Source organism: Deinococcus marmoris, assembly GCF_001949125.1.
Lineage (GTDB): Bacteria > Deinococcota > Deinococci > Deinococcales > Deinococcaceae > Deinococcus > Deinococcus marmoris_A.
In genome coordinates, this window is record NZ_MSTI01000115.1 from 52,751 (window position 1) to 78,761 (window position 26,011).

The 26,011-nt window shown below is 66.2% G+C and carries 23 protein-coding genes; 14 read left to right on the top strand and 9 right to left on the bottom strand.

Annotated elements, in window-relative coordinates:
* Positions 1-25 precede the first annotated feature (25 nt).
* On the bottom strand, positions 26-805 hold the full coding sequence (locus BOO71_RS16970; RefSeq protein ID WP_075834310.1) for a hypothetical protein: 780 nt from the start codon (positions 803-805) through the stop codon (positions 26-28).
* A gap of 34 nt (positions 806-839) precedes the next feature.
* On the opposite strand from BOO71_RS16970, the gene BOO71_RS16975 reads away from it, so the two are divergent.
* The gene (locus BOO71_RS16975; RefSeq protein WP_075834312.1) at positions 840-1,295 is read left to right on the top strand and encodes a hypothetical protein; all 456 of its coding nucleotides are present in this window, start codon (positions 840-842) and stop codon (positions 1,293-1,295) included.
* On the opposite strand, the gene murF is transcribed toward BOO71_RS16975, so the two are convergent.
* Positions 1,253-2,569 carry a UDP-N-acetylmuramoyl-tripeptide--D-alanyl-D-alanine ligase gene (gene murF, locus BOO71_RS16980; RefSeq protein WP_075834314.1) on the bottom strand — a complete coding sequence of 439 codons (1,317 nt, stop codon included), beginning with the start codon at positions 2,567-2,569 and terminating at the stop codon, positions 1,253-1,255. The genes BOO71_RS16975 and murF overlap by 43 nt on opposite strands.
* A 44-nt stretch (positions 2,570-2,613) precedes the next feature.
* Here murF and BOO71_RS16985 point away from each other — a divergent pair, with 44 nt between their 5' ends.
* Positions 2,614-3,597, top strand: coding sequence for an acetamidase/formamidase family protein (locus BOO71_RS16985; protein ID WP_075834316.1), 984 nt, complete (start codon positions 2,614-2,616; stop codon positions 3,595-3,597).
* Between the two features lie 208 nt (positions 3,598-3,805).
* On the opposite strand, the gene BOO71_RS16990 is transcribed toward BOO71_RS16985, so the two are convergent.
* The gene (locus BOO71_RS16990) at positions 3,806-4,552 is read right to left on the bottom strand and encodes a chlorite dismutase family protein (RefSeq protein ID WP_075834454.1); all 747 of its coding nucleotides are present in this window, start codon (positions 4,550-4,552) and stop codon (positions 3,806-3,808) included.
* Positions 4,553-4,656: 104 nt separating this feature from the next.
* Entirely contained in the window at positions 4,657-5,676 is a 1,020-nt protein-coding gene (locus BOO71_RS16995) for an aldo/keto reductase (protein WP_075834318.1), read from the bottom strand.
* Between the two features lie 196 nt (positions 5,677-5,872).
* Between BOO71_RS16995 and BOO71_RS17000 the strand changes: the two genes are divergently transcribed.
* From BOO71_RS17000 to BOO71_RS17010, 3 genes are all read left to right on the top strand, one after another.
* Positions 5,873-8,227: an NPCBM/NEW2 domain-containing protein gene (locus tag BOO71_RS17000; protein WP_075834320.1), complete on the top strand. Its 2,355-nt coding sequence runs from the start codon at positions 5,873-5,875 to the stop codon at positions 8,225-8,227.
* Positions 8,228-8,773: 546 nt separating this feature from the next.
* Positions 8,774-11,155: an NPCBM/NEW2 domain-containing protein gene (locus BOO71_RS17005; RefSeq protein WP_175607466.1), complete on the top strand. Its 2,382-nt coding sequence runs from the start codon at positions 8,774-8,776 to the stop codon at positions 11,153-11,155.
* Positions 11,156-11,413: 258 nt separating this feature from the next.
* Positions 11,414-11,788: a VOC family protein gene (locus BOO71_RS17010; RefSeq protein WP_075834324.1), complete on the top strand. Its 375-nt coding sequence runs from the start codon at positions 11,414-11,416 to the stop codon at positions 11,786-11,788.
* 12 nt (positions 11,789-11,800) lie between these two features.
* Here BOO71_RS17010 and BOO71_RS17015 read toward each other — a convergent pair whose 3' ends face one another.
* Both BOO71_RS17015 and ndk read right to left on the bottom strand, forming a co-directional pair.
* A complete protein-coding gene (locus BOO71_RS17015) occupies positions 11,801-12,844 on the bottom strand; it encodes a GGDEF domain-containing protein (protein WP_254843197.1) in 1,044 nt (347 codons plus the stop codon).
* Between the two features lie 357 nt (positions 12,845-13,201).
* Entirely contained in the window at positions 13,202-13,618 is a 417-nt protein-coding gene (gene ndk / locus BOO71_RS17020; RefSeq protein WP_029479986.1) for a nucleoside-diphosphate kinase, read from the bottom strand.
* A 130-nt stretch (positions 13,619-13,748) separates the two neighbouring features.
* Between ndk and BOO71_RS17025 the strand changes: the two genes are divergently transcribed.
* The 4 genes from BOO71_RS17025 (at position 13,749) to BOO71_RS17040 (ending at position 19,334) form a co-directional block, all read left to right on the top strand.
* Complete coding sequence (locus BOO71_RS17025; RefSeq protein ID WP_139322999.1) at positions 13,749-15,737, top strand: ABC transporter permease; 1,989 nt, start codon at positions 13,749-13,751, stop codon at positions 15,735-15,737.
* Complete coding sequence (locus tag BOO71_RS17030) at positions 15,737-16,651, top strand: ABC transporter permease (RefSeq protein WP_075834326.1); 915 nt, start codon at positions 15,737-15,739, stop codon at positions 16,649-16,651. The genes BOO71_RS17025 and BOO71_RS17030 overlap by 1 nt, the downstream gene beginning before the upstream one ends.
* An 89-nt stretch (positions 16,652-16,740) precedes the next feature.
* Entirely contained in the window at positions 16,741-17,949 is a 1,209-nt protein-coding gene (locus tag BOO71_RS17035) for a helix-turn-helix domain-containing protein (RefSeq protein ID WP_083653549.1), read from the top strand.
* Positions 17,950-18,218: 269 nt separating this feature from the next.
* Positions 18,219-19,334 carry an AI-2E family transporter gene (locus BOO71_RS17040; RefSeq protein ID WP_075834460.1) on the top strand — a complete coding sequence of 372 codons (1,116 nt, stop codon included), beginning with the start codon at positions 18,219-18,221 and terminating at the stop codon, positions 19,332-19,334.
* A gap of 66 nt (positions 19,335-19,400) precedes the next feature.
* Here BOO71_RS17040 and BOO71_RS17045 read toward each other — a convergent pair whose 3' ends face one another.
* Complete coding sequence (locus BOO71_RS17045) at positions 19,401-19,898, bottom strand: hypothetical protein (RefSeq protein WP_254843198.1); 498 nt, start codon at positions 19,896-19,898, stop codon at positions 19,401-19,403.
* Positions 19,899-19,954: 56 nt separating this feature from the next.
* On the opposite strand from BOO71_RS17045, the gene BOO71_RS17050 reads away from it, so the two are divergent.
* The 5 genes from BOO71_RS17050 to BOO71_RS17070 all read left to right on the top strand — a co-directional run bounded on the left by BOO71_RS17050 (position 19,955) and on the right by BOO71_RS17070 (position 25,310).
* Entirely contained in the window at positions 19,955-20,272 is a 318-nt protein-coding gene (locus BOO71_RS17050; protein WP_075834329.1) for a hypothetical protein, read from the top strand.
* A 269-nt stretch (positions 20,273-20,541) separates the two neighbouring features.
* A complete protein-coding gene (locus tag BOO71_RS17055) occupies positions 20,542-21,993 on the top strand; it encodes an NAD-dependent succinate-semialdehyde dehydrogenase (protein WP_075834331.1) in 1,452 nt (483 codons plus the stop codon).
* A gap of 311 nt (positions 21,994-22,304) precedes the next feature.
* Positions 22,305-23,126: a nitroreductase family protein gene (locus BOO71_RS17060; protein ID WP_075834333.1), complete on the top strand. Its 822-nt coding sequence runs from the start codon at positions 22,305-22,307 to the stop codon at positions 23,124-23,126.
* 87 nt (positions 23,127-23,213) lie between these two features.
* Positions 23,214-24,164 (top strand): aldo/keto reductase, encoded by a 951-nt coding sequence (locus BOO71_RS17065; RefSeq protein WP_083653553.1) that lies wholly within the window; start codon positions 23,214-23,216, stop codon positions 24,162-24,164.
* 84 nt (positions 24,165-24,248) lie between these two features.
* On the top strand, positions 24,249-25,310 hold the full coding sequence (locus BOO71_RS17070; protein WP_075834334.1) for a type III polyketide synthase: 1,062 nt from the start codon (positions 24,249-24,251) through the stop codon (positions 25,308-25,310).
* A gap of 50 nt (positions 25,311-25,360) precedes the next feature.
* Here BOO71_RS17070 and BOO71_RS17075 read toward each other — a convergent pair whose 3' ends face one another.
* Positions 25,361-25,690 carry a hypothetical protein gene (locus BOO71_RS17075; protein ID WP_075834336.1) on the bottom strand — a complete coding sequence of 110 codons (330 nt, stop codon included), beginning with the start codon at positions 25,688-25,690 and terminating at the stop codon, positions 25,361-25,363.
* Between the two features lie 25 nt (positions 25,691-25,715).
* Positions 25,716-25,931: a hypothetical protein gene (locus BOO71_RS17080; RefSeq protein ID WP_075834337.1), complete on the bottom strand. Its 216-nt coding sequence runs from the start codon at positions 25,929-25,931 to the stop codon at positions 25,716-25,718.
* Positions 25,932-26,011: the final 80 nt, after the last annotated feature.

Genomic DNA, 26,011 nt, shown 5'->3' on the forward strand with positions numbered 1-26,011 from the left:
TGTTCTTGACTCGCCCCGCTTCTTGCTACCGCTCGCGCAGGTCCACACCGAAGACGCGCACCTGACCCTGTGGGCTGACCGTGACCACATCGCCCCCCACCAGCCCCACCCGTCCTGGCCCGTGCGGCACGCGGCCCACCACGCCGCCCGCCGTGTCCAGCCGCTGCAACTCACCGTTCGCCAGCCGGTAGGTGCCGAAATCCGTGGTCACGCCGGGAACGTCCGCCGATTTCGCTCCGGTGGGCGTGGCCCGCAGATATGGCCCCGCGCCGGTTTCCAGCACCGCGCCGTCGGCTACCCGCAGCAGCTTGCCGCCCAGCAGCACATAATCCTGGCCGCCCCCGCCCGTGATGGCCGCCGACGGCGCACCGATCACGCCGCGCGCCGCCGCCCCCGCGTAGGTCACGGCGGTGCCGTCCTCGCGGTAGGCGCGGGTATTGCTCAGGGCCACCACCCGGCCCACCTGCGTGGTCTGCGCGGCGCGGTCCAGCGTGATCACCGCGCCCAGGCCCGGAATAGCGGCCCAGGCGTCCCCGCCGTTCCAGCCCACGTCCACCGCCGGGGGCAGGCTGGGGCAGCTCATGCGGTATGACGGCACACGCGCCACGCAGGCCCGCCCGCCCGAGACCCACGCCACGCCTTCGGGGGCAAAGGCAGCCCGGAAACCGGGATCGGCGGGCGCGGCGACGGCAGCCGGGCGGGCAGGCTGAGATTGGGCCGGGGACTGGGCCGGGAACTGGGCGGGGGCCGGGGCGCAGGCCACCAGCGGCAGCAGACCCAAAGACAGTGGCAAGAGGCGGCGCATAACAGTCATTGTTCCCGGCATTAGGCTGGGGTGCATGAGGCAGCCCATCACCCACTTCGCCCGGACCCGCGATCAGTTTGAGAGCGCGCGCCTGAGCTACCAGCGCCCGGATGTCGCCTTCTTCTCGGCGGGCGCATGTCAGATCCTGGCCTTCGCCTTTCTGGAAACGTATCCGCACGCGGGCTTTCGGCCCCGTTTTATCTACCCCACGCCTGGATTCGACGGCAGCCACGTCTATGTGACCGACGGCCAGACCGCCTTCGACGCGCAGGGCTATCTCTCAGAGGCCGGTTTGCTGCGCCGCCACCACGCTGCCTACGCCCCGTACTGGCAGGGTGGCGTGGAGGACATCACCGTGCCAATGGCCGAATTCTGCGCGGCCAACGATCACGCCGCGCCCGGTTACTTCCCGCCGGGTGCATGGGAGCGGGCGCTGGCGTATCTGGCTCAGTTTCCAGAACCGTCTGCACTGGCGCTGTCCCGCAACTGAACCCGGTCACGTAACTGGAGCAGCGCGTCCACCACCACGTCCAGCCCCACACCCGCCTGCGCCCGCTGCTCTGGCGTCCATGAAATCCCCCGGCTGGCCTTGATCAGCACCACATCGCCGTCCCTGACTTCCCCCAGCAGGGCGGCAGTCAGTTCAGGCACGGTGGCGAACGCCCGCTCGCCCAGTTCGGCGGCGAACGCGCCCACACCGTAGGTCAGATCAGCTTTTGCACGCGCTTCCTGGCCTACCTGTGCGTGTAGCTCGCGCTCCGTGCCCCCCAGTTCCAGCATGCGCCCCAGCACGCTGATGCGGCGGCCCGGCATCCCTGTCAGGGCGGCCAGCGCGGCAGATACGGCCACGGGGGAGGCATTGTAGGCGTCGTCGATCACCGTGAAGCGCCCTGCGTGGACCCGATAACGACCCCCCGGCACGCTGACTTCCGAGAGTCGTGCCGCCGCCTCTGCCAAATCCAGACCCGCTTCCCGCGCCAGCAGCAGCCCCAGCACTGCCGCCTCGGCCTGCACGCGGGCGGCCAGGGGCAGGTGAACCTCTATTCCGTCGAAAGTAAAGTGTGCGCCCTGCGGAGTCACCTCTAAATCCTGCCCGGCGTGCTTTACGTCCCCAAAACCGTAGCTTTCCACGCCCGGATAGAACGGCGCGGCCTGTGCGCCCACCAGACCCCGTAACCCCGCCAGAATGACGCCCTTCTCGCGCACGATGTTCTCGATGCTGCTCAGTTGCTCCAGATGCGCGGGGCCAATCGCCGTGACCACGCCCACGTCCGGGCGCACCAGTTCCACCAGTTCGGCCATTTCACCCAGGCGGTCAATGCCCATTTCTATCACCAGCGGCCCTGCGGAGGCCCCGAACTCGACGAGAAAGCAGGCAATGGCGGGCTGCGTGTTGAAGACCGGCATGAAGTGGGCGTCCAGCGCTGCCGCCGCATACGCCTTGGCGGTGGTCTTGCCCGCGCTGCCCGTGATGCCGATCACCCTTCTATTCTTTGCCCGCTCGGCCTGCGCCCAGGCTTTCAGGGCCGCCCAGGCATCCGGCACCCGCACGGCGCGTGGCACGTCCAGATCGGTTAAAACGAAGGGTGCGCCCGCTGCCAGCGCCGAGTCCACGAAGCGGTTGCCGTGCATCGTCTCGCCAGGGAGGGCGACGAAGGCCACGTCCGGCCCAGCCTCGCGCGAGTCCCAGGTCAGGCGGGCGGCGGGGCGGGCGTCCGGGTGAACGGCGGCGGAAAAGGGGAGGGCGGCGTGTGGGTCTGGCATCGGCCATCAGAGTAACGCGGCAGAATATCTGTAGCCTGGGCTGCATGGCTGACCATCACCTGAGCGCCGAGCATATCCACACCGTCTGGGACCGTACGCTGACCCCTGCGCTACGGGTGCGGCCCGGCGACACCCTCATCTTCGACACGCTGGACGCCTCGGACGGCGGGGTGGCGCGGCGGGTGGTGACCGGGGAATTGACGGCCCCGGCTGCCCTGGACGCCCTGATCCGTGCCGATGCCCGTCCCGCCCGTGATGCGCCGCGCGGACATCCGCTGACCGGCCCGGTATTAGTGGAGGGCGCGCAGCCGGGTGACGCCCTGAAGATCGACATTCTGGAAGTCCGGCCCGCCGCCTGGGGCTGGACCGCCTGTCGCCCGGACGGCATCGGCCTGCTGGACGCCGTCCTGGCCGGGGAAGGCTTGCAACCCTACACGCATTTCTGGGATCTGCGGGCTGGCACCCATACGGATTTTCTGCCCGGCATTCGCCTCCCGCTCGCGCCTTTTCCGGGTGTGATCGGAGTCGCGCCCGCTGCGGACGGCCCCCACCCCACCGCGCCGCCCCGGCAGGTGGGCGGCAATATGGACATCCGGCAACTGGTGGCGGGCAGCACGCTGTTCTTGCCGATTGAAGTTCCCGGCGCGCTGCTCTCGGTGGGCGATTTACACGCGGCGCAGGGCGACGGCGAATTGTCGGGCACGGGCATCGAGATGGCGGGCCAGATCACGCTGCGGATTGAGCTGGAGAAGGGTGCGGGCCTGACCACGCCTGAATTCCTCACGCCCACACACGGAGGCACCAGTTCGCGCTGGCACGCCACGACTGGGCACGATCCAGACCTGATGACCGCCGCTCGCCTTGCCCTGCGCGCCCTGCTGCGGCGGCTGACCGCGCGCGGCCTCAGCCTGGAGCAGGCCTACGTGCTGTCCAGCGCCTGTGTCGATCTGAAGATCAGTCAGGTGGTGGACGCGCCGAACTACACGGTCAGCGCCTTCCTGCCGCTGGATATTTTTGTGGATTCGTAGGCGGCGAGGAAGGACGAGGAAGCAATAGTGCCGATGAAAATGGTGTTCCTGGCCCCTCCCACCTTGCGGGGGAGGCTGGGAGGGGTGAGGGTTAACGTCCTGCCAGCGCCGCCAGAATACAACGGCACTCTGCCTGTATTTGCAGCGAAAGCAAAGATGGGAGACTTGACCTCACCATCCGACAGACCCCGTTCCGTCGGCGGCCCAATTACCCCAGATCGTCCAGCACTCCCGCCAGTTCCTTTTTCACGCACGTAAACATAGGCGTGTCCTGCAAGGTGTACATGCTGGCTTCCGTGTAGCGCAGGCGGTGAACCAGATCCACGAATTCCTGCGGGTAATCGCTGTCAAAGGACACCACGAATTCCTGATCGTCGATGCCGTAGCTGTAAGAGGTATTGATCCGCACGCCCTTGAACGGCACCGAGGCGTGGATATGCTCGTCCATCATGCCCTGGCGGCTGTGGGGTGTCAGGTCATACCACGCCCGCGTCTTCACGAAGGGGTAGATGAACAGGAATTGCCCCTGCCCCGGCAGCACTTCCAGGCCGTGCCCGCTGCCGTCCACGCGGTTGACATACTGGCTGCGTTTGTTCATGGACACGAAGTTGTACGGCTGCGTCAGGTAGCCCATCAATCGGGTGCGGTTCAGGCGGGCCTGCGCCTCGGTGAACTCGCGCACGTCGAAGGCGATGCGCCACAGCATGAAATCCACGTCGCCGCGCACGCCCACCAGCGAGTACGGGCGCAGGATCAGGCCCTTTCTGGCCGGGGCGTCGGCAGCCCAGCCCTCGGCGGCGGCCAGAAACTCGGCTTTCAGCTCGTCGCGCTCGGCCTGCGGCAATCGGCGGAAGGCGGGGTCTAGCTTGAAAAAGGCGTAGTTCATGAACTGGCGGTTGCTGCGGTCCGACTCGCGCCCGGTCACCTGTCCGCTGGGATCCATGTCCACCATCATCTTGGGGCGGCCCCCACCTGCGGGGCGTCCGGCGGGTGGCGTGGCCGGGGTCTGAGGCGTCTGCTGCTCGTCGCTCACCTTATTTTCGCTCACTGGGTTTTCGCTCATTGGGCCACCGCCTGACCGCGCAGATCATGTTCTAAACCGAAGTTGGCGCGGTAGAGGGTCTGGATGGCGTCGTACTCGTCCTGCCCCAGCGGTCTGGCACCGAAGGCGGCGACGTATTCCTTCAGCCCCTTGTCGTCGTAGATGTTGGGCAGGATGCTCGCCATCATCGGGGAATGCAGCGCGAACTGGATGGCAAGCTGGCCGATGGTGCGCCCGTCCACGAAGGATTGCAGGTCCTCCACCTTCTTCAGGCCGTCTTCCATCCACGCCTTCTTCTTCGCGTTGGTGGTCATGCGCCAGTTGCGATGGTCCCCCGGCTCAAATTCGGTGTCTTTCGTCATGAAGCCTTCCATCAGCCCGGAGGCGTGCGGCACGCGGGCCACGATGCTCACGCCCACTTCCTCGGCCACGGGCAGAATCTGTTCGCCCAGCACCTGCTCCAGCAGGTTGTAGATGATCTGGGTGGGGGCGTGGCGGTCCCGCACGGTGGCGATGCCCTCCTCGATCTGCCGCTCGTTCAGGGCCGGACCCAGGGCGGTGCCGTAGGCGCGGATCAGGCCCTCGGACTTCAGCTTGTCCAGTTCGGCCCACAGGTCGTCCAGCGCAATGGCGTCCACGCGCGGGTTGTGAAGCTGGTAAAAGTCGATGTAATCGGTGCCCAGCCGTTTGAGGCTGCCTTCCAGCGCCTTGCGGAGGTAGGCGGGCGTCCAGTCGTGCGGGCGCTCCTGCTGCCCTGGACGGTCCGGGTTGTTGTAGATGTCGTAGCCGAACTTGGTGCCGATCACGATCTTCTCGCGCACGTCGCCCAGTGCCTCGCGCTGCATTTCCTCGGCGCGGCCAGAGGCGTAGGTGTCGGCGTTGTCGAAGTAGGTCACGCCCAGGTCATACGCCTCGCGCAGCAGCCGCTTGCCCATCTGTTCGTCCTTGACGCCCCACCAGGTCGTGCCCACCGTCCACACGCCAAAGCCCACGGCACTCAGCGTCAGATCCGTTCCCTGCAACTTGCGGTATTCCATAGGCTGCACTCTTCCACTGCTGCCGGGGCGGGATGACCCCGAACGAGCGGTCAGGCCGGGACAGGAAAGCGGTCAGGTCTCATGAACCCGGACTCTGGTCTTAAGCATTTCACATGTAAGAAAACTGTCATACTGCGACATCCTTCCCACATCCCTGACCCAAAATCTGCGTACTGCCCGATTGATCTGGAGACCCATGACTGGAAAGTTCGTTCCCTTTGCCCTCGGCTGCACCGCCCTGTTGCTGGCCGCCTGCTCCCAGACGCCCACGCCCATGCCCGCGCCTGAAGGCAATCTGCCCGCTGGCAGCCCCTATGCCGGGGGCAAGCAGTATCCCTGGACAGACCGCCTGGACGCTCCCGGTGCCGATCCCTACGCGAACGGGCGCAATTACGACTGGTCCTCGCCCGTCGCCGCATCCGGCGCGCAGGCGCAGGCGCTCAGCGGTGGCCAGAACTTCCTCTCAGACCTGGACTGGACCTCGGCCACCAGCGGCTGGGGACCCATCGAGCGGGACCGCAGCAACGGCGAGCAGGATGTCCGCGATGGCACCACGCTCCGAATCGGCGGGCGCACCTTCGCCAAGGGCCTGGGCGTCCACGCCGCGTCCGAGATCAAATACGCGCTGGGCGGGCAGTGCAACACCTTCACCGCCTTCGTGGGCATCGATGAAGAGGTGGGCAAGCTGGGCAGCGCGCAGTTCAGGGTCTTCGGTGACGGCAAGATGCTGTTCGACAGCGGCGTTCGGCGCGGCGGGGACCTGAGCCTGCCGGTGGACGTGAGCGTGGCCGGAGTGAAAGAACTGCGACTGGTGGTCAGTGACGGCAGCGACAACAACTTCTACGATCACGCCGACTGGGGCGAGGCGGCGCTGAATTGCGTGGCCGCGCAGCCCACGGGCAACGTCGTGCTGTCTGGGCTGCCGTATGTCTCGGCCACCAACGGCTGGGGTCCGGTGGAATTTGACCGCAGCAACGGCGAGCAGGCCCAGTTCGACGGCAAACCGCTGACCATCGGCGGGCAGGTCTTCGCCGGGGGGCTGGGGATGCACGCCTCGTCCACCATTGCCGCCGGGCTGAACTATGACCTGGGCGGGGCCTGCGCCACCTTCACGGCCAGCATCGGGATCGACGATGAGGTGGGGGACCGGGGCAGCGTGGTCTTTCAGGTCTACGGCGACGGTCAGAAGCTGTTCGACAGCGGCGTGGTGCGCGGCAGCGACGCGGCCCGGAGCATCTCGGTGGACGTGAAGAACGTCGGGGCGCTGCGGCTGGCCCTGACCGACGCGGGCGACACCATGAACTTCGATCACGCCGACTGGGCCGACGCGAAACTGGACTGCGTGAAGCCCGCACAGGCCCAGTCGCCCGGCACCCTTGATCCTGGCTTCGGCAGCGGCGGGCGGGTAGGTGTGGGCGGTGTGGACGTGGTGGCCGAGGATGGCGGCGGGGTGGCCGTACTGGACGCGAACTTCAAGATTACGCGGCTGGCCGCTTCCGGCGCGGTGCTGGCCCAGAGCGCGGCCATGAGTGACGGCGAGGCCAATGCCATCGCCCGTCAGCCCGATGGCAAACTTGTCGTGGCAGGCCAGATGGACGGCGAGATGGTCGCCGTGCGTTACCTGAGCAACCTGACCCTGGACCCCAGCTTCGGCGCTGGCGGTGTAAAGAAGCTGAAAGTGAGCCGGGCAGGCAATCTCAATACCACTTCAACCAGTTCTGTTGCCACCGATGTGGCCGTTCAACCCGACGGCAAGATTGTGCTGGCAGGGTCGGCGGAAGCGCCCAGCAAGGCCCTTGGCGGCGGCGGCTATCAGCCGATTACTTCCGATTTCGCCGTGGTGCGCCTGAATACAGACGGCACCCTTGATCCGGGCTTCGGTGATAGTGGCCAGACCACCACCGATCTGGAGGGAATTGTCCCTAACGATGGTTATGACACCTCGCAGGATTTCATTTATGGCCTGACACTTCAGGGCGACGGCAAAATTCTGGTCGCAGGACAGGCAGGAGAGGCTGGAGGGTCCGCTGCCGTGCTAGCCCGATACCTGACCAGCGGACAACTCGACCCCTCTTTCTCCGGTGGTGCAGTCACGAGCGGAAACGAAATCTACAGTACGTTCAGGGCCGTAACGGTTGGGCCTGATGGGCAGATCACAGTGGGCGGGGGAACGGATCGATTCTTCGTCACTGCCCTTCTCCAGCGTTTCAATCCCGATGGGACTGCGGGGCCGCGCGCAACGTTTCATGTCAGCGATTCCCGTATCCCGCAAACCGTCGTCACGTCGCTGATTTCTGAGAATGATGGCAGTGTGGTGGTGGGCGGTTATGTCAGCGAAAGCACTTACGTCGCCCGTTTCGCGCCTGCACTGACACAGGACGCCTCGTTTGGCAATGTTCCTGGTGGCAATGTTTTTCTGGGTAAAGGCACTCTTCTTTCTGTGGTCAACACCACGGACGGCAAGATCGTCGCAACCACTGCCGCCTACGCATTCGACGCCAATTTGGTAGGTTTCCGTCAGGGTCAGGCAACGTACCGCCTGTTTCGCTGACCGCCCTGTCCGACATCTGTTCGATCTGAATTCACGCCGTCTGGGTTGATGCCCAGGCGGTTTTTGTCGTTCCTGATTGCCGGGAAACCAGAAAGACTCTGCTGTGCCTCGACTTTTTTCTGGGAAGCCGGACCTGAAGCGGGCCGTCGAATCTGTTCTCTCCCCAGCATTCATGAGGGCGACGCGAATCTTTTTGCTGCCCAGAGGAAAGCCCACGGTCAGGAACCTGTGGTCTGATCAGGGGTGCTGCCAGAGTCGCAAACGCCCCATCGGTGGGGCGGTGTCCCCCTGATGAGGCGCATGGAAGCGGGGCCATTCTTCTGCCATTCGCCTGGGATGGGGCGGTGGAACGCGGGCCGCCTCTGCTTCCCCACCTCATCCTCCTTAAGTCTGTATTCAGTCCACTGCCCTGGATGTACCCTTTTTTCTAGACACCCTTACGGGAACGCTTTTCTACGGGAACACTTTTTACGGGAACACTCTCAGACCCATCTGCCGGACGCTTTCCTTTCGTTGACCTGTTCCCTGCTCTGGCTGGAGGCTTTCATGAAGACATCCCTTGCCCCATTGTTTTTTGTCTGTGGCCCCCTGCTGCTGGCGTCCTGTTCGGGCAAGCAGCCGCCTCTGCCCCCTCTGCCTGATCCCGTTCCCCCAGTAGACACCACGCCCGCCGACAACCCCTACGCCGGGGGGAAGCAGTATCCCTGGACGAATCGGCTGGAGCTGGCGGTGGCCGATCCCTACGCGGCGGGGCGCAGCTACCCCTGGGTCTCGCCCACGGCGGCGTCCAGCCTGAAGGCGCAGGGGCCAGCGGACGGTCAGAACTTCCTGTCCGGGGTGCAGTGGACCTCGGCCACCAACACCTGGGGACCCGTGGAGCTGGACCACAGCAACGGCGAGCAGAACGCCGATGACGGCAGCGCCCTCAGCGTCGGGGGCAGCACCTTCGCCAAAGGTCTGGGGGTTCACGCGGCGTCCGAGATCCATTACGCGCTGGGTGGGCAGTGCAACACCTTCACGGCCCGTGTGGGCGTGGATGACGAGGTCGGTGCGCGGGGCAGCGTGCAGTTCAGGGCCTTCGGTGACGGCAGGATGCTGTTCAACAGTGGCGTCCGGCGCGGCGGGGACCCGGCCCTGCCCGTGAACCTGAGTGTGGCGGGCATCCGGGAACTGCGGCTGGTGACGGGGGACGGCGGCGACGGTATCGAATACGATCACGCCGACTGGGGAGACGCCGCCCTGAGCTGCAAGGTGGCCCTGCCCGGCAAGGACGTGTGGCTGAGCGATCTGGCGTATGTCTCGGCGCAGAGTGGCTGGGGTCCGGTGGAGTTCGACCGCAGCAACGGTGAGCAGGGCCTGCGCGACGGCGGGGCGCTGACCATTGCTGGCCGCACCTTTGACCGGGGCATGGGTGTTCACGCGCCCTCGGCCCTGGACTACGATCTTGGGCGCACCTGCACCGCCTTCAGCGCGCAGCTCGGTCTGGATGGGGAGGTGGGGAAGCGGGGCAGCGTGGTCTTCGAGGTCTACGGCGACGGTCAGAAGCTGTACGACAGCGGCCCCCTACGTGGTGGTGACCCGGCCCGGCAGGCCGTGGTGGACCTGCGTGGCGTGCAGACCCTGCGCCTGAGCGCCACCGACGGCGGCGACGGGCTGGCCTACGATCACGCCGACTGGGCCGACGCCCGGCTGCAATGCGGAACGGCAGTGACGGGTCAGCCGGGCACCCTCGATCCCGGTTTCGGGGAGGCGGGCCGCTCCAGCGTGGGCGGCGTGGCCACCGTGACCGAGAACGGCGGCACGCTGGTGGTGCTGGGGGGGCATTTCGGCCTGACCCGGCTGTCGCCCTCCGGCGTGGTGCTGGCGCGTGGTGCGGCCACCCCAAATGGCGCAGCAACCCTGAATGGCGCGGCCAGCGCTCTGGCCCTTCAGCCGGACGGCGCGCTGATCGCCGTGGGCTACCTGGACGGCCAGATGGTGGCGCTGCGCTACCGGCCCGATCTGACATTGGACCCCGGCTTTGGCGTGGGCGGGGTGGTCCGGCTGCGGCTGGGGGTGGCGGCCAGCCAGTACGACAGCGATCCGGTGCGCTCGGCGGCCACCGCCGTGACCGTCGCCCCGGACGGCCAGATCGTGCTGGCGGGTTACGCCTCGCGGCCCTTCTCGCCCGCGCCCGGCGTCACGCTCTCGGACGACGATTTCGCGCTGGTGCGACTGGGCAGCGACGGCAGGCCGGACCTCACCTTCGGCAAGAGTGGCGTCGTGACCACCCCACTCAATGCGCTGCTGGCAGGCGGCGACGCCTCCACCGACAAGCTGTACGGCGTGGCCCTGCAACCGGACGGCAAGATCGTGGTGGCCGGTGAGGCCCAGTACGACGCCAACAATTACAGCTCCGTGGTGGCGCGTTATCTGGGGACGGGCAAGCTGGACCCGTCCTTCTCGGGCGACGGAATTGCGCTGGGCGGTCTGGGCGAGCGCAGCACCTTCCATGCCGTGGCTGTGGAAAAGGGCGGCGCGATCCTGCTGGGCGGCGGCACCGGACGCTTTTTCACCAGCGCCCTGCTCCAGCGCTTCAGCCCGGTGGGAGAGGCTGGGGAAGGCGTGAGGTTCCAGTTCAGGGTGCCGGAAAACGCACAACTGTTCCAGACCGTCGTGACCGCCCTGCGGCCCCAGTCGGATGGCCGCGTCGTTCTGGGCGGCTACGCGGGCGATACCACGTTCGTTTCACGCTTCGGCGCAGACCTGACGCAGGACCTGACCTTCGGGGCCACGTCGGGGGGTGCTGTGTCGGGGGGAAATGTGCCCGTCGGGTCCGGCTCCTTGATCGCCCTGACCCAGGATGCCGAACGCCGGATCATCGCCACGACGGCCCAGTTCACGGCCACGGGCATAGAGGGTGACGGCACCGTCCGCCTGTTCCCCTGACGTCTGGACATTCCCCGACCCGGGTGGTGGCCCTCGTTCAGAGGCGGCCACCTGGATTTATGCAACTCCACCAGATAGCTGCCTGGTAAAAAGTGCCTCCAGGAGAGCTTTTCCAGCTTCCAACGCATGAACTTGACAGCGCCTGCATTTCACGCTATATTTTTCCTATCACCGTCCGAGAGGGCGGGTTTTTCATTTCGACTCCTCCTGTGGGCTGGAGCGTCTGCCCTTTAGCCCCGACTGCTCTAGGCTGTGGACATGCTTAAACACGTCTCGTTTCTCACCGCCGATCTGGACGCCGTGCTGGCTTTTTACGTGCGTCTGGGCGGCGTGACCGAGAAGAACCTGACCACCCCGGAAGGTTATCTGCGCGGTGTGGTTCGCCTGGGCGGGGAAGAGGGGGGCCGCCTCCAGTTCTTCCAGATTCCGGGCGAGTCGCCGCACCCGCACGCGCACTGGGCCGAACACATTGCGCTGCATGTCACGGGCCTGCGCGCCCTGTTGCCGCAGCTCCGGGCGGCGGGTGTGACGGTCAGCCGGGACCTGACCCCCAGCCCCGGCGGGCGCGACATGGCCTTCGTGCTGGACCCGGACGGGCGGCAGGTGGAACTGCTGGAGGCCGGGCCGGGCTGAGCTGGTCTGGTTTCAGCGCACCGCGTTGCGGCCCGCGTTCTTGGCGTCGTACATGGCCTGATCGGCGCGTCCGAACAGTTGGTCGGTGGTGTCCTTGACGCCCCGGTAGGAGGCCACCCCGAAACTGGCGGTGATGTTCAGGTCTGCCAGCGGCTGATCGCAGATTTCCCGGCGCAGCCGCTCGGCGACCACCAGCGCGTCGGGCTTGGCCAGACCGGGCAGCAGCACGATGAATTCCTCGCCGCCCCAGCGGCCCACCATGCCGCCGCCGCCGCCCACCGCGCGCCGCAGCCGCTTGGCCACCGCCCGTAGCACATCGTCGCCTGTGGCGTGGCCGTACTGATCGTTGACGCTCTTGAAGTGGTCGATATCGGTCACGATCACGCTCATGGGCGTGTTGTTCTTCTGGGAGTAGCCCATCGCCCGCTCCAGTTCTTCCTCGATTGCGCCGCGTCCGTAGACCGTGGTCAGGGCGTCCTGCCGGGCGGCGCGCAGTTTGCCCTGATCTTCCTCGTGGGTCAGCAGGTTGCCCTCGATAAAGGTCATGATCAGGTACGAGACGTAGGCGGTGATCGCCAGGGTCAGGCAGACCGTCAGCCAGTCGGCCAGTTGTGCCCCCGTGAACGGCCCCCGCAGCATCAGCGAGACCAGGATGGTCAGCAGGGTCAGCACGTTGGCCCCCAGGCCCCAGCGCGATCCCAGCAGCAGAAAGGAGATCATCACGTTGGCGCTCTGCCACAAGAACAGTTGCATGACGCTCAGATCAGCCGACAGCAGGCGCGGAATTTCCAGCGCCAGCGACAGCAGGCAGCCCACGTAGGCCACCAGATACACCGTGCGGATCCACAGCGGCCACAGGTAGACCGCCAGACAGGTGAGGCCCGTCAATAGCGCAAAACCGTACTTCGGCGTCTGGAAAGCCTCTGGGAAAGAAGCGGGTGGATTGACCAGCGCCCCCAGCAGCACGAACACGACGTAGGTCAGGCTGGCGGCGTACACCACGTATTGCTGGCTTTTAAGAAGACGTTGTTGAAGTGTGCTTTCGCGGCTGACCATGACTTCACAGGAGTTTAAAGCGTGAAGCATGACAGGAAGGTTTCAGAGCGGCCTGCGGCCCTGGCCCCGGCTCTCCCCGCCCTTCCCGTTTTCTCCACAGCCCCCGGATGTGGTCCGCCGGAAATGCCGGAAAATGCATAGACAGCGGTGCTAAGAGGAGGCGGGCGGGCAATCTGTCGCCCCATCGCCACCGACTGCTATCGCCTGCCTTTCCCTGGAATCTTAATGTGGCCTGCTGCTCGAAATGCCTCCTGCTCGCCTAATGGACCCGCTCTCCCGGCAGCTAATCTGGATCATCTCAATAGCAGGAGCCGCCGGAATGCTGTCTTCCCGGCGGCTCCTGCTATTGCGGTCTGGTCAGCTCAGCAGTTCGCCGTCTGCGAAGAACAGGCCCAGTTCGCGCGCAGCACTCTCACTGCTGTCGCTGCCGTGGGTCACGTTCTCGCCGGTGGTGGTGGCGAAGTCGGCGCGGATGGTGCCGGGGGCGGCGTTGGCCGGGTTGGTGGCCCCCATCATGGCCCGCCAGCCCGCGATGGCCTCGTTGCCCTCCAGCGCGATGGCCACCACGGGGCCGCCCGTGATGAAGTCCACCAGTTCACCGAAGAAGGGACGCTCCTTATGTTCGCCGTAATGGTTCTCGGCAGTCTGGCGCGAGATGGTCATCTGCTTGAGGCCCACCACACGGTAGCCCTTGCGGGCGATGCGGGCAAGGATTTCGGGGGTCAGGCCACGGCGCACGCCGTCGGGTTTGATCATTGCAAAAGTTCGTTCCATAGCGTCAGCGAGAATAGCAAAACGGGGACGGTCCGCCGCGCCCCGGGTTTTCGCGGCGCGGGCAGGTCCTGGGCGCGCACGCCGCCAGCCCCGCGCGGGACTGCCCACAACCCTGTTTTTGCCCCGTACAATGGGCCGCGTGACCCACAACACCCACTCTCGTCCATCCGGGGACGCGTCGCGCGTCGCGCTGATCGCCTGCGCGGTGGCCGCCGCCGGTATGCTGCTGTTTCCACTGGCCGCGCTGGGCCGGGGCTTCAGCGCCGACGCCGTGCTGCTGCACCTGAGCGGCAGCGTCCTGAATCTCGCCAGCAACCAGCAGGCCCCGCAGGCCGCGCCCGGCAGCGCCCTGATCCTGGGCTGGGCCACGTTGGCCCTGATCGTCGCCACCCTGATCGGGGCTGTGCGCCGCGCGGGCTGGTTCTGGATCACCGGCCTGCTGGCCACCGTGCTGGCGGTGGCGGCGGTGCTGGTGCTGGACAGCGGTCTGGCCGCCCAGATCGAGCGGGTGGCCGCCGACAGCACTCTGCGCGCCGGGGCCAAGCGGCAACTCCGCAACTTCTACGACGGCGGCGGCATGAACCTGGGCCTGTTTCTGCCCATGCTGGCCGGGCTGATCGCGGCGGGCGCGGGCCTGAGCGCGCGGCCCTGGGTGCTGGACCGCTTCAACCGCATGCGTGGGCTGCTGGTCCCGGTCTCGGCCATCACGCTGGCGGTGCTGGTGGGCGCGGTGGTGGTGCTGGTGGTGCAGCCCATCGTCAATCCCTCGGGCCGTGAATTGACGCTGTGGCAGGGCTGGCTGGCCAAGAGCGACGTGGTGTATTTCGTGTATTCCACGCTGTTCGCGCCGGTCACCCGCCTGTCGCCGCTGCTGTCGAGCCTGAAGCTGGCCACCCCGCTGATCTTCACTGGCCTGAGCGTGGCCTTTGCCTTCCGCACCGGGCTGTTCAACATCGGTGCGCCGGGGCAACTGACCATGGGGGCCATCGGCGCGATGCTGATGGGCGTGTACGGTCCCCCCAGCCTGGGCTGGGCGCTGTTGCCCCTGTCGGTGCTGGCGGCGGCGGCGGGCGGGGCGCTGTGGGGCGCGATTCCAGGCCTGCTCAAGGCCAGATTCGGCTCCAGCGAGGTCATCAACACCATCATGCTCAATTACGTGGCCTCGGCGGTGTTCATCTTCATGATCGGCAGTGACTCCTTTCCCTTTCTGGGCAAAACCTACCCCCTGCCCTTCAAGGCCCCCGGCTTTGAGGCCAAGAGCCAGGAATTGCAGCAGGCGGCCCAGCTTCCCACCCTGCTGGACGTGTTCAACGTCGGCCCGGCGGGCGGCGGCTACGTCCTGAGCATCGGCATCGTGGTGGCGGTCGTCGCCCTGCTGGTCGCGCGGCCCCTGCTGAAAGCCGTTAAAAACGGCGGGCTGATCGCCATCGTGGTTGCGCTGGCGGCGGGCGCGCTGACATGGCGCATCGGGATTCCGGCGAACATCAACGGCAGCCAGCTCAACGCGTCCTTTCTGATCGCGCTGGCCTGCGTGGCGCTGTTCGGCACGTTGATGTGGCGCACGGCCACCGGCTACGCGCTGCGGGCTGTGGGGCTGTCGCCGCGCGCAGCGGAATACGGCGGCATCAGTGTGGCGCGCGGGACCATCCTGGCCATGACGCTGGCGGGGATGTTTGCCGGGCTGGCGGGCACGCATTACGTCAACGGCGGCGCGCTGGACGAGTACCGCCTGAAGGGCAACATGCCGGTCAACGTGGGCTTCGACGGCATCGCCGTGGCCCTGATGGGCCAGAACACGCCCACTGGCGTGGTGCTGGCCAGCCTGCTGTTCGGCACCGTGGACACGGGGGGCGTGGACGTGGACCAGCAACTGGACGGCGTGAACAAGGACATCGTGACCGTATTGAAGGCGCTGATCGTGCTGTTCATCGCGGCGGGGGGCTTCCTGAGCCGCCGTCTGGTGGACCCGCCGCCGCCGCAACTGGTGGCGGCCACCGATAAAACCGGGACCGACGACGGTGGCAAACTCTCGCCCGGCGTGGCCGCGCAACAGGCCAGCACCCCCAGTCCCAATGTCGGACAGAGCAGTGAAGAGAACACCCGCGAAGGGGGCAAATAATGGACGGGCTGTTCGCACAATTGATCACGGCGGCGTTTCTCGCCACCTTTATCCGCAGTCTGGTTCCGCTGCTGCTCACCGCCCTGGGCGGGCTGTTCAGCGAGCGCAGCGGCGTGGTCAATATCGCGCTGGACGGGCTGATCATCTTCGGGGCGCTGGGCGGGGCGGTGACCACCCTGGTGCTACAACCTGTGCTGGGGGACGCCGCGCCGTGGGCAGGCTGGGTCGGCGGGGCGCTGGTGGGCGGGCTGATCGCCTGGATTCACGCGGTCATCAGCATCAAGTACCGCGCCGATCAGGTGATCAGCGGCACGGCCATCAACCTGCTGGCGACGGGCGTGCCCGCCGTGATCCTGACCGCGATGTACGGCAGCTCTACCGAAAGCCCCAAGGTCGCCAACGCGCTGCCGCTGTGGGGCGTCGGTGAACTGCGCTTCTCCCCGCCCGTGTACTTCGCGTTCCTGGCGGTGGCAGTGACGTGGTACGTGCTGTACCGCACGCCGTTTGGCCTGCGTCTGCGCGCCACCGGGGAGCAGCCTGGGGCGGCGGCCAGCATGGGCATCAACGTCAAGCGGATGCGCTACACCGCCGTGATCCTCTCGGGCGTGCTGGCGGGGACGGCAGGGGTGTTCCTGAGCATCGGCAACCTGGATTCCTATGTCCGCAACATCAGCGCGGGGGGCGGCTTCATCGCGCTGGCGGCGCTGATCTTCGGGCAGTGGAAACCGCTGGGGGTGCTGGGGGCCACCATGCTGTTCGGCTTCCTTCAGGCGCTGTCCATCGCGCTGGGGGGCGGAGACCTGCTGCCGCCTACGCTGGTGCAGGCGCTGCCGTACCTGATTACCATCCTGGCCCTGATCTTCACCGGACGCAGCCGCGCCCCCAAAGCGCTGGGCAAACCCTATGAGGGATAGGCGGGAGCTGACGCTTTTCCGTCAGCCTGGATTTTCAGATTGAACACTGGGTTTGGAGACCGTGAGTTGAAGACTGTGAGCTGGCAACCATGACCAGGCCACTGCGCCCAGAAACCACCCTGGGAGGGGACGCTGCGTCCACCGACGCTACATCTGCCAACGCTGCGCCCACAAACACTGCGCCCATAGAGCCCACAAACACTGCGCCCATAGAGACTGTGCCGCCGCGCTTCGGCCCGGTCCTGCGGGAAGCGCGGGAGGCGCGTGGGCTGACCCTGCGCGAGCTGGCGCAGACCACCGCCATCCGCCGCGATTACCTGCAAGCGCTGGAGGACATTCAGCTTGGCAGCCTGCCCGAGGCCACCTTTGCCCGCGCTTACCTGCGAACCTACGCCCGCGAGCTGGGGTTGGACCCCACGCCGCTGCTGGCCGATTTTGACCGATTGATCCGCCCCATCCCTCTGACCACCCCCTCCCCGAAACCCGTGCAGCCGCAAAGGGAGGTCGCCGTGCCCGGTGGGCCACCCTCAGCCGAGGCCCGCGAGCCGACGCTGGGGCCGGTGCGAATCGCCCTGATCGCGGTGCTTCTGCTTCTGCTGGTGGCCGTCGGTGCGGTGCTGCTGAGCCGCCCGGCCCCAGCCGCCGCCGTCCCCCCGTCGCCCGTTCCGGTTCCGGCTCTCCCGACGCCTGCGCCTGCTCCGCCTCCAACGCCGCCCACAGTTTCGCCAGTTGCCCCGCAGGGCACCGTGCGCCTGAGTGTCAAGAGCGTGCCGGACGGCGCGGCTGTTTACCTCGACAACCGCAATCTGGGCCAGACGCCGGTGCTGTCGTTCCCCGTGGATGCCCGTATCAGGGCCGAACTGCGCGTGGAAGCGGCAGGCCGGATGCCTCTGAAACAGACCATCGATCTGAGACAGAGTCGCAATCTGCGCGCCACGTTGCCCGCCAGCATCCTGCCGCCCGGCCGCCGGCAGCCCAGCGTCCTGACCGACCTGAACACCGGAGTCAACACGCTGACGCCGCTACCCCCACTGCCCGCCGCTCCGCCCGCTTCCGCCTCTCCTCCTGCTGCCGCTGGCACTGTCGCCCTCCGCTTCGTGGGCCAGTCGTGGGCGCGCGTGACTGGTGGAGAGGGGAAGGTGCTGTTCGAGGGCATTCCAGCAGTGGGCAGTGTCCAGACCTACCCGCCGGGCGTGAGCGTCCGCGCCGGGAACGCGGGGGCGGTGCGGGTACGGGTGGGCAACACTCCCGAACAGGCGCTGGGTGAGGCCGGGCAGGTGCTGACCCGGCAGTTCTAGTTCTAGCGGGAGTTGATGTGAGCTGACGTGTGGTTCATACCCCGGTGCTGGGTGACGTACAGTGAATGGCAGTGAATCCCAACAATCCTCCCCCTGAATCTTCCGGTTCCAGTCCGTCCAATGCCGGGCAGGCTGCCTCCGCCCCTGGCCCATCCACCACGGGGCCATCGGTGCTGATCTCGCCTGTCGTGGGTCAGGACGCGGCTCCACCTACCAAATTGCCGCCTGCTCTGGTGTCCTCCAGCAGCGGTGGGCCGATCAACCCACCACTGCACGCGTCGCCGCCCAACGCCTTCCAGTACCTGTGGCGCAATCCCTGGGTGCGGGCCGTGGCGTTCGCCGTGGTCGCCTATATGACCTACCTGCTGGCCGGGCAGGTCCATACCGTGATCGTGGATTTCCTGGTGGCGTTTTTGATCGCCTATCTGGCCAATCCGCTCCTGAACTGGCTGCAACGCGGGCGGGTAGCACGGGGGCTGGGCGTGTTCTTTGTGGTGCTGCTGTTCTTCGGGCTGTTCGCGCTGGTGGGGCTGCTGCTGGTCACGGTGTCGGGGCAACTGGTCATGCTGGTGCAGAAGCTGCCGGACCAGATCGGCACGCTCGGCAACATCCTGGACCGCCTGACGGGCTGGCTCACGGACCGGGGCGTGGGCGGCCTGACCAACGCCCGCGAGCAGATCATCACGGCGGCGCAGAGCTACGTGCAGAATCTGGGCGACAACCTCGTGCCGCTGCTGAAAAACGCGCTGAATTCCACTGGAACGCTGTTCAGCAGCCTGATTCAGGTGGGCGGCGTGGTGGGTCAGGTCGTGTTGATCCTGCTGCTCAGCATTTATCTGATGGCCGATTACAGCCGGGTCAATGCCACGCTGCTGGCCATCTTTCCGCGCCCCTGGCAGCCGCGCGCCCTGGAATTCAGCGGTCTGATCGGCACGGCGGTGGGCGGTTACGTGCGCGGGCAACTGCTGATCGCGCTGTTCATCGGCGTGTTCGTGTGGCTGGGCCTGACCCTGATCGGCGTGCCCAGCGCCGCCGCCATCGGCTTTATCGCCGGGGCATTCAACATCGTGCCGTATCTGGGGCCAATCATCGGGGCCACGCCCGCCCTTTTGCTGGGGCTGACCATGCCCAACGTCCTGTTCACTGAGATTGCCGTGGTCGCCGTGTTCGTGATCGCCAACCAGATCGAGGGCAATTTCCTCAGCCCCTACATCCTGAGCCGCACCACCGACCTGCACCCGGTCACGGTACTGGTGGCCATTCTGATCGGCGTCTCCTTGCTGGGTTTCGTGGGTGCGCTGCTGGCCGTGCCCCTGGTGGCCCTGGGCAAACTGACCTTGCAGAAGTACTACTATCCCAGCCGCATCTACACTGAAGGGCCGTAGCGGGAGGGCGAAAAAGAGGGGGAGCGAGGCCAGACAGCCCGCTCCCTCTTTTCGTGCAGACCACGCTCAGCGCGCCGCAAATGCCTTCAGGAGGGCAGGGTCGTTCTGGGTCACGTAGGCGCGGGTCAGAACGCTCATGCTGTCCTGGCCCGTGGGCACGATCAGCACGTCTTCCAGCCGGGTGCCCTTCGCGGGCCGCCAGCCCTGGCCCTGCGGGGTCTGCACCTGCGCCGCGCCCTCGCCTGCCAGCGACTGGGCCGTGAACTGCGCGCCGCTCAGGTTCAGAAACCAGGACAGGGGCCGGGCGTTGCTGTCGTACTGCAACACGATCTTCTGGACGGGCAGGGGCGGTTTCGTGGTCCAGGTGGTGCGGCGCAGGCCCGGAATACGTTCCTTCAGGTCTGCCTGCGCGTCGTAGGAGCCGGTGGCGGTGAACAGCACTTTCGAGACCAGATCCTCGCTGCCGTCTGCCTGTGCGGCTTTGCGGCAGCCCGTCAGCGAACACAGTGCAAATGAACACAGCGCCAGCGCGGCCAGCAGAGGGGGGGCAGGCTTGAGATTCATCATCACAGACCATACGCCCACAATGGCCGGGCCGTGCAGGCGAATATCCTGACTGGGTGAGCCTGTATCACCCTGCCCTGCTGCTGACCGGCGTGTTATTGACCGCGCTCGGCCTGCTGGGCCTGTCGCTGCAACTGGGCTGGCGCAAAAACGCCTCGCGCCGCCCGCACCACATTCTGTTTTTCGCCGTCTGCGCGGGTGTGGTGGTCTGTCTGGCGCTGGCCTTTGCCGTGGGGCAGAGGTGGTGGGCGTTGCTGCCCGCGCTGGCGCTGCTGTTGCTGATGCCGCGCACCCGTCCGGGCCGTGCGGGACACTGGCGGCTGGCACTGGCCTGCGCGTTCGCTTACGGGCTGGGGGCGTGGGGAGCGTGGTGAAAACGTGTCAGTCAAACCAGAGTCGGACCCAGCCTCAGCCTCGGGAAAGTGACGCGGGCGGGCACGAAGTCGGTCCGCCATATGCGCCGGGCATGGGCGTCACGCTGGCGCAGGTGCTGGGGGTCTACACTCGTGGCAGGATCACGTCCGTCAGGCCGACTTCACCCGCCTGGGCGCGGACCCTTCACCACCCAACTCTTCCTGTTGCCGGACATTCCGGTGCGCGGCGCAACCATTGCCAAAACAGTTGTCGCCGAAAGCGAGGCCCCATGACCACACTCCAGAACGATCCCGTGACCCGCAGTAAAGCCTACTTTGACGGCGAGTGGCGCAGCACCCCCCAGACCTTCGAGGTCTTTCACCCCGGTACGGGCGAAAGCATCGGCGCGGTGGCCGACTGCACGGCAGACGACGCCCGGCGGGCCATTGACGCCGCCGAAGTCGCCCTGGAAAGCTGGCGCAAAGTTAATCCCTACCAGCGCGGCCTGATCCTGCGCAAATGGAACGACCTGATGTTCGTCCACAAGGAAGAACTGGCCCGCCTGATGACACTGGAAATGGGCAAGCCGATCACCGAGACGCGCGGCGAGGTGCATTACGCCGCCAGCTTTATCGAGTGGTGTGCCGGGGAAGCCGGGAACATCAGCGGCGAGCGCGTCAACATGCGCTTTGACCACAAGCGTGGCATGACTGCCAGCGGGCCGGTGGGCATCGTCTACGCCGTGACCCCCTGGAATTTTCCCGCCGGAATGATCACCCGCAAGGCCGCCCCCGCGCTGGCCGCAGGCTGCGTGATGGTCCTCAAGCCCGCCGAGCAGAGTCCCATGACCGCGCTGTATCTGGCCGAACTGTGGCTGGAGGCGGGTGGCCCGCCCAACACCTTGCAGGTGCTGCCCACCAATTCCGCCGCCGAATTTTCCGCACCGTTCATGGAGGATGCTCGCGTTAGAAAACTGACCTTTACCGGTTCCACCGCTGTCGGCAGGTTGCTGTACCAGCAGGCGGCGAAGACCATCAAGCGCGTCAGCCTGGAACTCGGCGGCCACGCGCCGTTTCTGGTGTTCGCCGACGCCGATCTGGATAAAGCCGCCCGCGAGGTGGTGGGCAGTAAGTTCCGCAACGCCGGGCAAACGTGCATCAGCACCAACCGCGTGTACGTGCAGCGCGAGGTGGCCGAGGAATTCACCCGCATCCTGACCGAGAAGACGCGGGCGCTGGTGCTGGGCGATCCGCTGCTGGACAGCACGGGTGTTGGCCCGGTGGTGGAGCAGGCCGGGCTGGACAAGGTCAGGGCGCAGGTGGAAGATGCGCTGCGGCTGGGCGCGACGGCCACTGTGGGCGGCGAGGCGGCGGGCGGCCTGTTCTTCCAGCCTACCGTGCTGACGAACGTCCATCCCGATTCCCTGATTCTGCGCGAGGAAACCTTCGGCCCGGTGGCCCCCGTCGTGGTGTTCGACACCGAGGAAGAAGGGCTGCGCCTCGCCAACGACTCGGAATACGGGCTGGCTGCCTATGCCTATACCCGCGATCTGGGCCGCGCCTTCCGGGTGGCCGAGGCGCTGGAGTACGGCATCGTGGGCATCAACGACGGCGTGCCGAGCGCGGGTGCGCCGCATGTGCCCTTCGGCGGCATGAAAAACAGCGGTGTGGGCCGCGAGGGCGGGCACTGGGGCCTGGACGAGTACCTGGAGACGAAGTTCATCAGCTTCGGCGTGGAGTAGGCGGGAGGCTGGGCTGCTAAGCCCCCGAAGGCGAATGCAGTCCGAAGCGTTGCCTCAGCAGGTTGATCACCAAATAGCCCGGATGCGCCGTTTCCCGCGACTGGAAAACCAATTTTCTGAAGTGTCAGGTGCGGGGCTTCGAACGGAAAAAATGCCGTTCAGGACTCCGCCCATTTCCATTCGTCCAACTCTGGAGTTCTCAAGGTGCATCGGCGCGGCGATCACTGGCTGATCTGGCTCCAGTCGCCACCGCCTCGCGGGGACAGGCCAATTTGCCTGCAACGGTTCAGCTCCCCTGCTAGCCTGCCTCCATGACCTCTCTGCCCGTTGCCCCTCCATCCACCGTTCCGCCCCCAGTGATTGAGGGGATGCTGCGGCGGCGCACCACCAACGGCCCCTTTCGCCCCGATCCGGTCAGCCGCGAACACCAGCACGCGCTGATGCGGGTGGCGCAGGCCGCGCCCAGCCATTTCAACTCCCAGCCGTGGCGTTTCGTGCTGATCGAAAGCCCCCAGACCATCGGGCGGGTGGCCGAACTGTCGGGCCAAAGCATGACCGAATTGATCGACGCGGGCCTGTTCTTCGAGCGCTACCGCCGCTATTTCCGCTTCTCGCAGGCCGAGATGGAGGCCAAGCGCGACGGCATCCACATCGATCATCTGCCCGGACCGCTCAAACCCTTTACGCGGCAGGTGTTCAGCGACGCGGGCCTCAAAGTGATGCGCCAACTGGGCGTTCCCAAGAAACTGGGTGAGGACAACCGTCAACTGGTGGCCGGAAGCCCGTTGCTGCTGGCCGCGCTGCTAGACAAAACCGAGTACCGCCCCGGCGAACTGTCGGGCTTTTACAGCGTGTTCGGGCTGGGCGCGGCGGTGGAAAACATCTGGAACGCGGTGGGGGCGCTGGGTATGGGCATCCAGTTCGTCAGCACCCCCGCCGAGATTCCGCGCCACTGGCAGGAGGTCAAGGAACTGCTGGCTGTCCCCGACGATCTGGAATTGATGGCTCTGTTTCGCCTGGGCTACCTGCCCGCAGACCAGAGCCGCCCCACCATCGACTGGAGCAGCCGCCACCGCAAACGCCTGGAACAGTTTGTGTACCGTGAGACCTGCGCCGTGTCGGAGGCCGACTGACCGCTCCAAACCTCTGGACACGCTCAACCCTCACCTCTCCCCGCCTGTTTTCAAAAAGGCGCATATTCACAGATGGAGGCACCACCCATGACCGACAAATCAACGACAACCCAACAGTCCAACGCTGACCAACCGAATGCGGCCCAACCAAATGCGGCCCAACCGAATGCAGCACAGAGCGGCACTTTCAAGATCGGCGGAGACCTGAGCGTCAATCGCCTGGGCTTCGGTGCCATGCGGATCACGGGCGACGGCATCTGGGGCGATCCGGCTGACCCAGAGGGCGCGCTGGAAACCCTGCGCCGCCTGCCTGAGCTGGGCGTCAACCTGATCGACACCGCCGACAGCTACGGCCCCGCCGTCAGCGAGGAACTGATCCGCGAGGCGCTGCACCCCTACGACACCGTGGTCATCGCCACCAAGGCCGGCCTGACCCGCACTGGCCCCAATGTCTGGACGCCTGTGGGCCGTCCCGAGTACCTCAAGCAGCAGGCGTACATCTCACGCCGCCGCCTGGGCGTGGACCGGATTGACCTGTGGCAACTGCACCGCATTGATCCCAATGTGCCGAGAGACGAGCAGTTCGGGGCCATCCGCGAGCTGATCGAGGAGGGCGTCATTCGTCACGCCGGACTCTCGGAGGTCAACGTGGAAGAAATCGAGGCCGCCCGCGAGGTGTTCCCGGTGTCCACGGTTCAGAACCTCTACAACCTCGTGAACCGCAAGTCCGAGGACGTGCTGGACTACTGCGAGAAGGAGAACATCGGGTTTCTGCCGTGGTTCCCCCTGGCGGCGGGCAGCCTGGCAAAGGACGGCAGTGTGCTGGACGAAGTGGCAAAGCGCCTGAATGCCAGCCCCTCGCAGGTGGCCCTGGCCTGGGTCCTGAAGCGCAGCCCGGTGATGCTCCCCATTCCCGGTACGGGTAAGGTGCGTCACCTGGAAGAAAACGTGGCCGCCGCCAGCCTGACCCTGACCGACGAGGATTTCAAGAAACTCGACGAGGTGGGCAAGCAGGAGTGGGAAAAGAACCAGAAATAAGTTGCAGGTTGTAACGGGGGGGCGGGTGCGATTCAGCCCGCCCGTTTCCTGTTTTTCCCCACCACTTCGCGCCACAATGGCCGAATGAGTTCAGCCGTTTCATGTCCCGTCCTGCGTTCCCTGGTCACCGGATCGCCGCCCTATCAGGTGGCCCAGTCCGAGATCAGGGAGGCAGCCCGCACGCTGTTTCCCCGCATGGCTGCGCGCCCGCATCTTCTGGACGTGTTCAGCAATGCCCAGATCGAGTCGCGTGCCTTATCACGCCCGCTGGACTGGTATCTGGAGCCGCGCGGCTTTGGCGAGAAGAATGCTGTCTTTATCGAGCAGGCCCGCGCCTTGATTACCCGGCTGAGCGCGGAAGCCTTGGCCCGCGCCGAGCTTCGCCCCACCGAGATCGATGCGGTGATCGTGGTCAATACCAGCGGCCTCAGCACGCCCAGCCTGGACGCATGGCTGATCGAGTCGCTGGGCATGGGCCGTCATGCCGCGCGGCTGCCCATCTGGGGTCTGGGCTGTGCGGGCGGCGCGGCGGGGCTGGCGCGGGCCGCCGATCTGGTGCGCGCAGGCTTCAAGCGCGTGCTGTACGTGGCGGTGGAACTGTGCAGTCTGACGCTGGTCAAGGGCGACGAATCCAAGAGCAACTTCGTGGGCACGGCCCTCTTTTCCGATGGCGGCGCGGCCCTGGTGGTCACGTCGCTTGACGTTCCCGGCCCGCCGCCCCTGCTGTCCCTCCACGGCGCGTACAGCACGCTGATCGAGAACAGCGAGGACATCATGGGCTGGGATGTGGTGGACGACGGCCTGAAAGTGCGCTTCAGCCGCGATATTCCAGCCCTGGTGCGCGGCATGATGCACGGCAATGTCGCTGAGGCGCTGGCCGCCCACGGCTGGACTCAGGAGGAGATCAGCACATTCATCGTCCATCCCGGCGGCGTCAAGGTGCTGAGCGCCTACGAGGAAGCGCTGGACCTGCCGTCAGGCGCACTGGACAGCAGCCGCACAATCTTGCGCGCCCACGGCAATATGAGCAGCGCCACCGTCCTGTTCGTGCTGGAAGAAGCGTTGAAAGCCGGGCCGCAGGGCAAGGCGCTCCTGAGCGCGATGGGACCGGGCTTCAGCGCCGAGCATGTGCTGCTGGAAATCTGAAAGATGGACCGGGGAATGCTATCCCCGGTCCATCTCTATTTTTCGGTAGTCTAGATTTTCTCGTCTGCGTCCACGGTCTTGTCCGGGTCCGCCGGAGCGCCGCTGGCAGGCAGGCCATCTTTCAGGCCGCCGAAGCTGGACGGGTTGATCGCGTCGCCGCCCTGCTCCTCCGCGCGGGGGTCCAGGGTGCTGGACACCTGCTGCGCGGTGGAGGTGGTGGACCCGTCCCCGGCGTGCCTGTCGCTTATGGCGTCCACCACGGCCTGCGCCTCGGCGTCGCTGGGGGTCTTGGGGGTGCCGGTCTCCCACTTGTCGGTGGTCTGCACATCGGTCTGTGCAACATTCGTTTCGGCCTGTGACTGCGGTTTACCTTCTCCCATATAGACTCCTTTTCTGGCTTGCGGTTTACGAGCGCTGGTTGGGGTTTTTCAGGGTATCGGTGCCGATGACGCTCTCGGGCAGGTTCTCGGCCTGCTTGGCCTTTTCCTGCATCCCGGTCTTCTGGACGCCCTTGATGTCATGCAGATCGTTGGTGTCCTTGCTGCCGCCCTGTGGGCTGTGGCCTTCCTGGGCGGGGTGGTTGGCCTGGTTCTGGGTGGTGTCTGGTTTGCCTTCTCCCATGATTGGAACCTCCTGAATTTGAGTGGCTTCAGGGTAGAGGAGGCGGGGTGGGCGGTGGTGCGGGGCGGGTTTACAGAGCT

What these genes read in the sequence shown, in the direction of transcription:
- BOO71_RS17000 (WP_075834320.1), top strand. Translation starts at nt 5,873, where the DNA reads ATGACTGGAAAGTTCGTTCCCTTTGCCCTCGGCTGCACCGCCCTGTTG.
- BOO71_RS17055 (WP_075834331.1), top strand. Translation starts at nt 20,542, where the DNA reads ATGACCACACTCCAGAACGATCCCGTGACCCGCAGTAAAGCCTACTTT.
- BOO71_RS17030 (WP_075834326.1), top strand. Translation starts at nt 15,737, where the DNA reads ATGGACGGGCTGTTCGCACAATTGATCACGGCGGCGTTTCTCGCCACC.
- BOO71_RS17070 (WP_075834334.1), top strand. Translation starts at nt 24,249, where the DNA reads ATGAGTTCAGCCGTTTCATGTCCCGTCCTGCGTTCCCTGGTCACCGGA.
- BOO71_RS17005 (WP_175607466.1), top strand. Translation starts at nt 8,774, where the DNA reads ATGAAGACATCCCTTGCCCCATTGTTTTTTGTCTGTGGCCCCCTGCTG.
- BOO71_RS16975 (WP_075834312.1), top strand. Translation starts at nt 840, where the DNA reads ATGAGGCAGCCCATCACCCACTTCGCCCGGACCCGCGATCAGTTTGAG.
- BOO71_RS16995 (WP_075834318.1), bottom strand. Translation starts at nt 5,676, where the DNA reads ATGGAATACCGCAAGTTGCAGGGAACGGATCTGACGCTGAGTGCCGTG.
- ndk (WP_029479986.1), bottom strand. Translation starts at nt 13,618, where the DNA reads ATGGAACGAACTTTTGCAATGATCAAACCCGACGGCGTGCGCCGTGGC.
- BOO71_RS16990 (WP_075834454.1), bottom strand. Translation starts at nt 4,552, where the DNA reads ATGATGGTGGACATGGATCCCAGCGGACAGGTGACCGGGCGCGAGTCG.
- BOO71_RS17080 (WP_075834337.1), bottom strand. Translation starts at nt 25,931, where the DNA reads ATGGGAGAAGGCAAACCAGACACCACCCAGAACCAGGCCAACCACCCC.
- BOO71_RS16970 (WP_075834310.1), bottom strand. Translation starts at nt 805, where the DNA reads ATGCGCCGCCTCTTGCCACTGTCTTTGGGTCTGCTGCCGCTGGTGGCC.
- BOO71_RS17015 (WP_254843197.1), bottom strand. Translation starts at nt 12,844, where the DNA reads ATGGTCAGCCGCGAAAGCACACTTCAACAACGTCTTCTTAAAAGCCAG.
- BOO71_RS17035 (WP_083653549.1), top strand. Translation starts at nt 16,741, where the DNA reads ATGACCAGGCCACTGCGCCCAGAAACCACCCTGGGAGGGGACGCTGCG.
- BOO71_RS17075 (WP_075834336.1), bottom strand. Translation starts at nt 25,690, where the DNA reads ATGGGAGAAGGTAAACCGCAGTCACAGGCCGAAACGAATGTTGCACAG.
- BOO71_RS16985 (WP_075834316.1), top strand. Translation starts at nt 2,614, where the DNA reads ATGGCTGACCATCACCTGAGCGCCGAGCATATCCACACCGTCTGGGAC.
- BOO71_RS17065 (WP_083653553.1), top strand. Translation starts at nt 23,214, where the DNA reads ATGACCGACAAATCAACGACAACCCAACAGTCCAACGCTGACCAACCG.
- BOO71_RS17045 (WP_254843198.1), bottom strand. Translation starts at nt 19,898, where the DNA reads ATGAATCTCAAGCCTGCCCCCCCTCTGCTGGCCGCGCTGGCGCTGTGT.
- murF (WP_075834314.1), bottom strand. Translation starts at nt 2,569, where the DNA reads ATGCCAGACCCACACGCCGCCCTCCCCTTTTCCGCCGCCGTTCACCCG.
- BOO71_RS17025 (WP_139322999.1), top strand. Translation starts at nt 13,749, where the DNA reads ATGGGCCGCGTGACCCACAACACCCACTCTCGTCCATCCGGGGACGCG.
- BOO71_RS17010 (WP_075834324.1), top strand. Translation starts at nt 11,414, where the DNA reads ATGCTTAAACACGTCTCGTTTCTCACCGCCGATCTGGACGCCGTGCTG.
- BOO71_RS17060 (WP_075834333.1), top strand. Translation starts at nt 22,305, where the DNA reads ATGACCTCTCTGCCCGTTGCCCCTCCATCCACCGTTCCGCCCCCAGTG.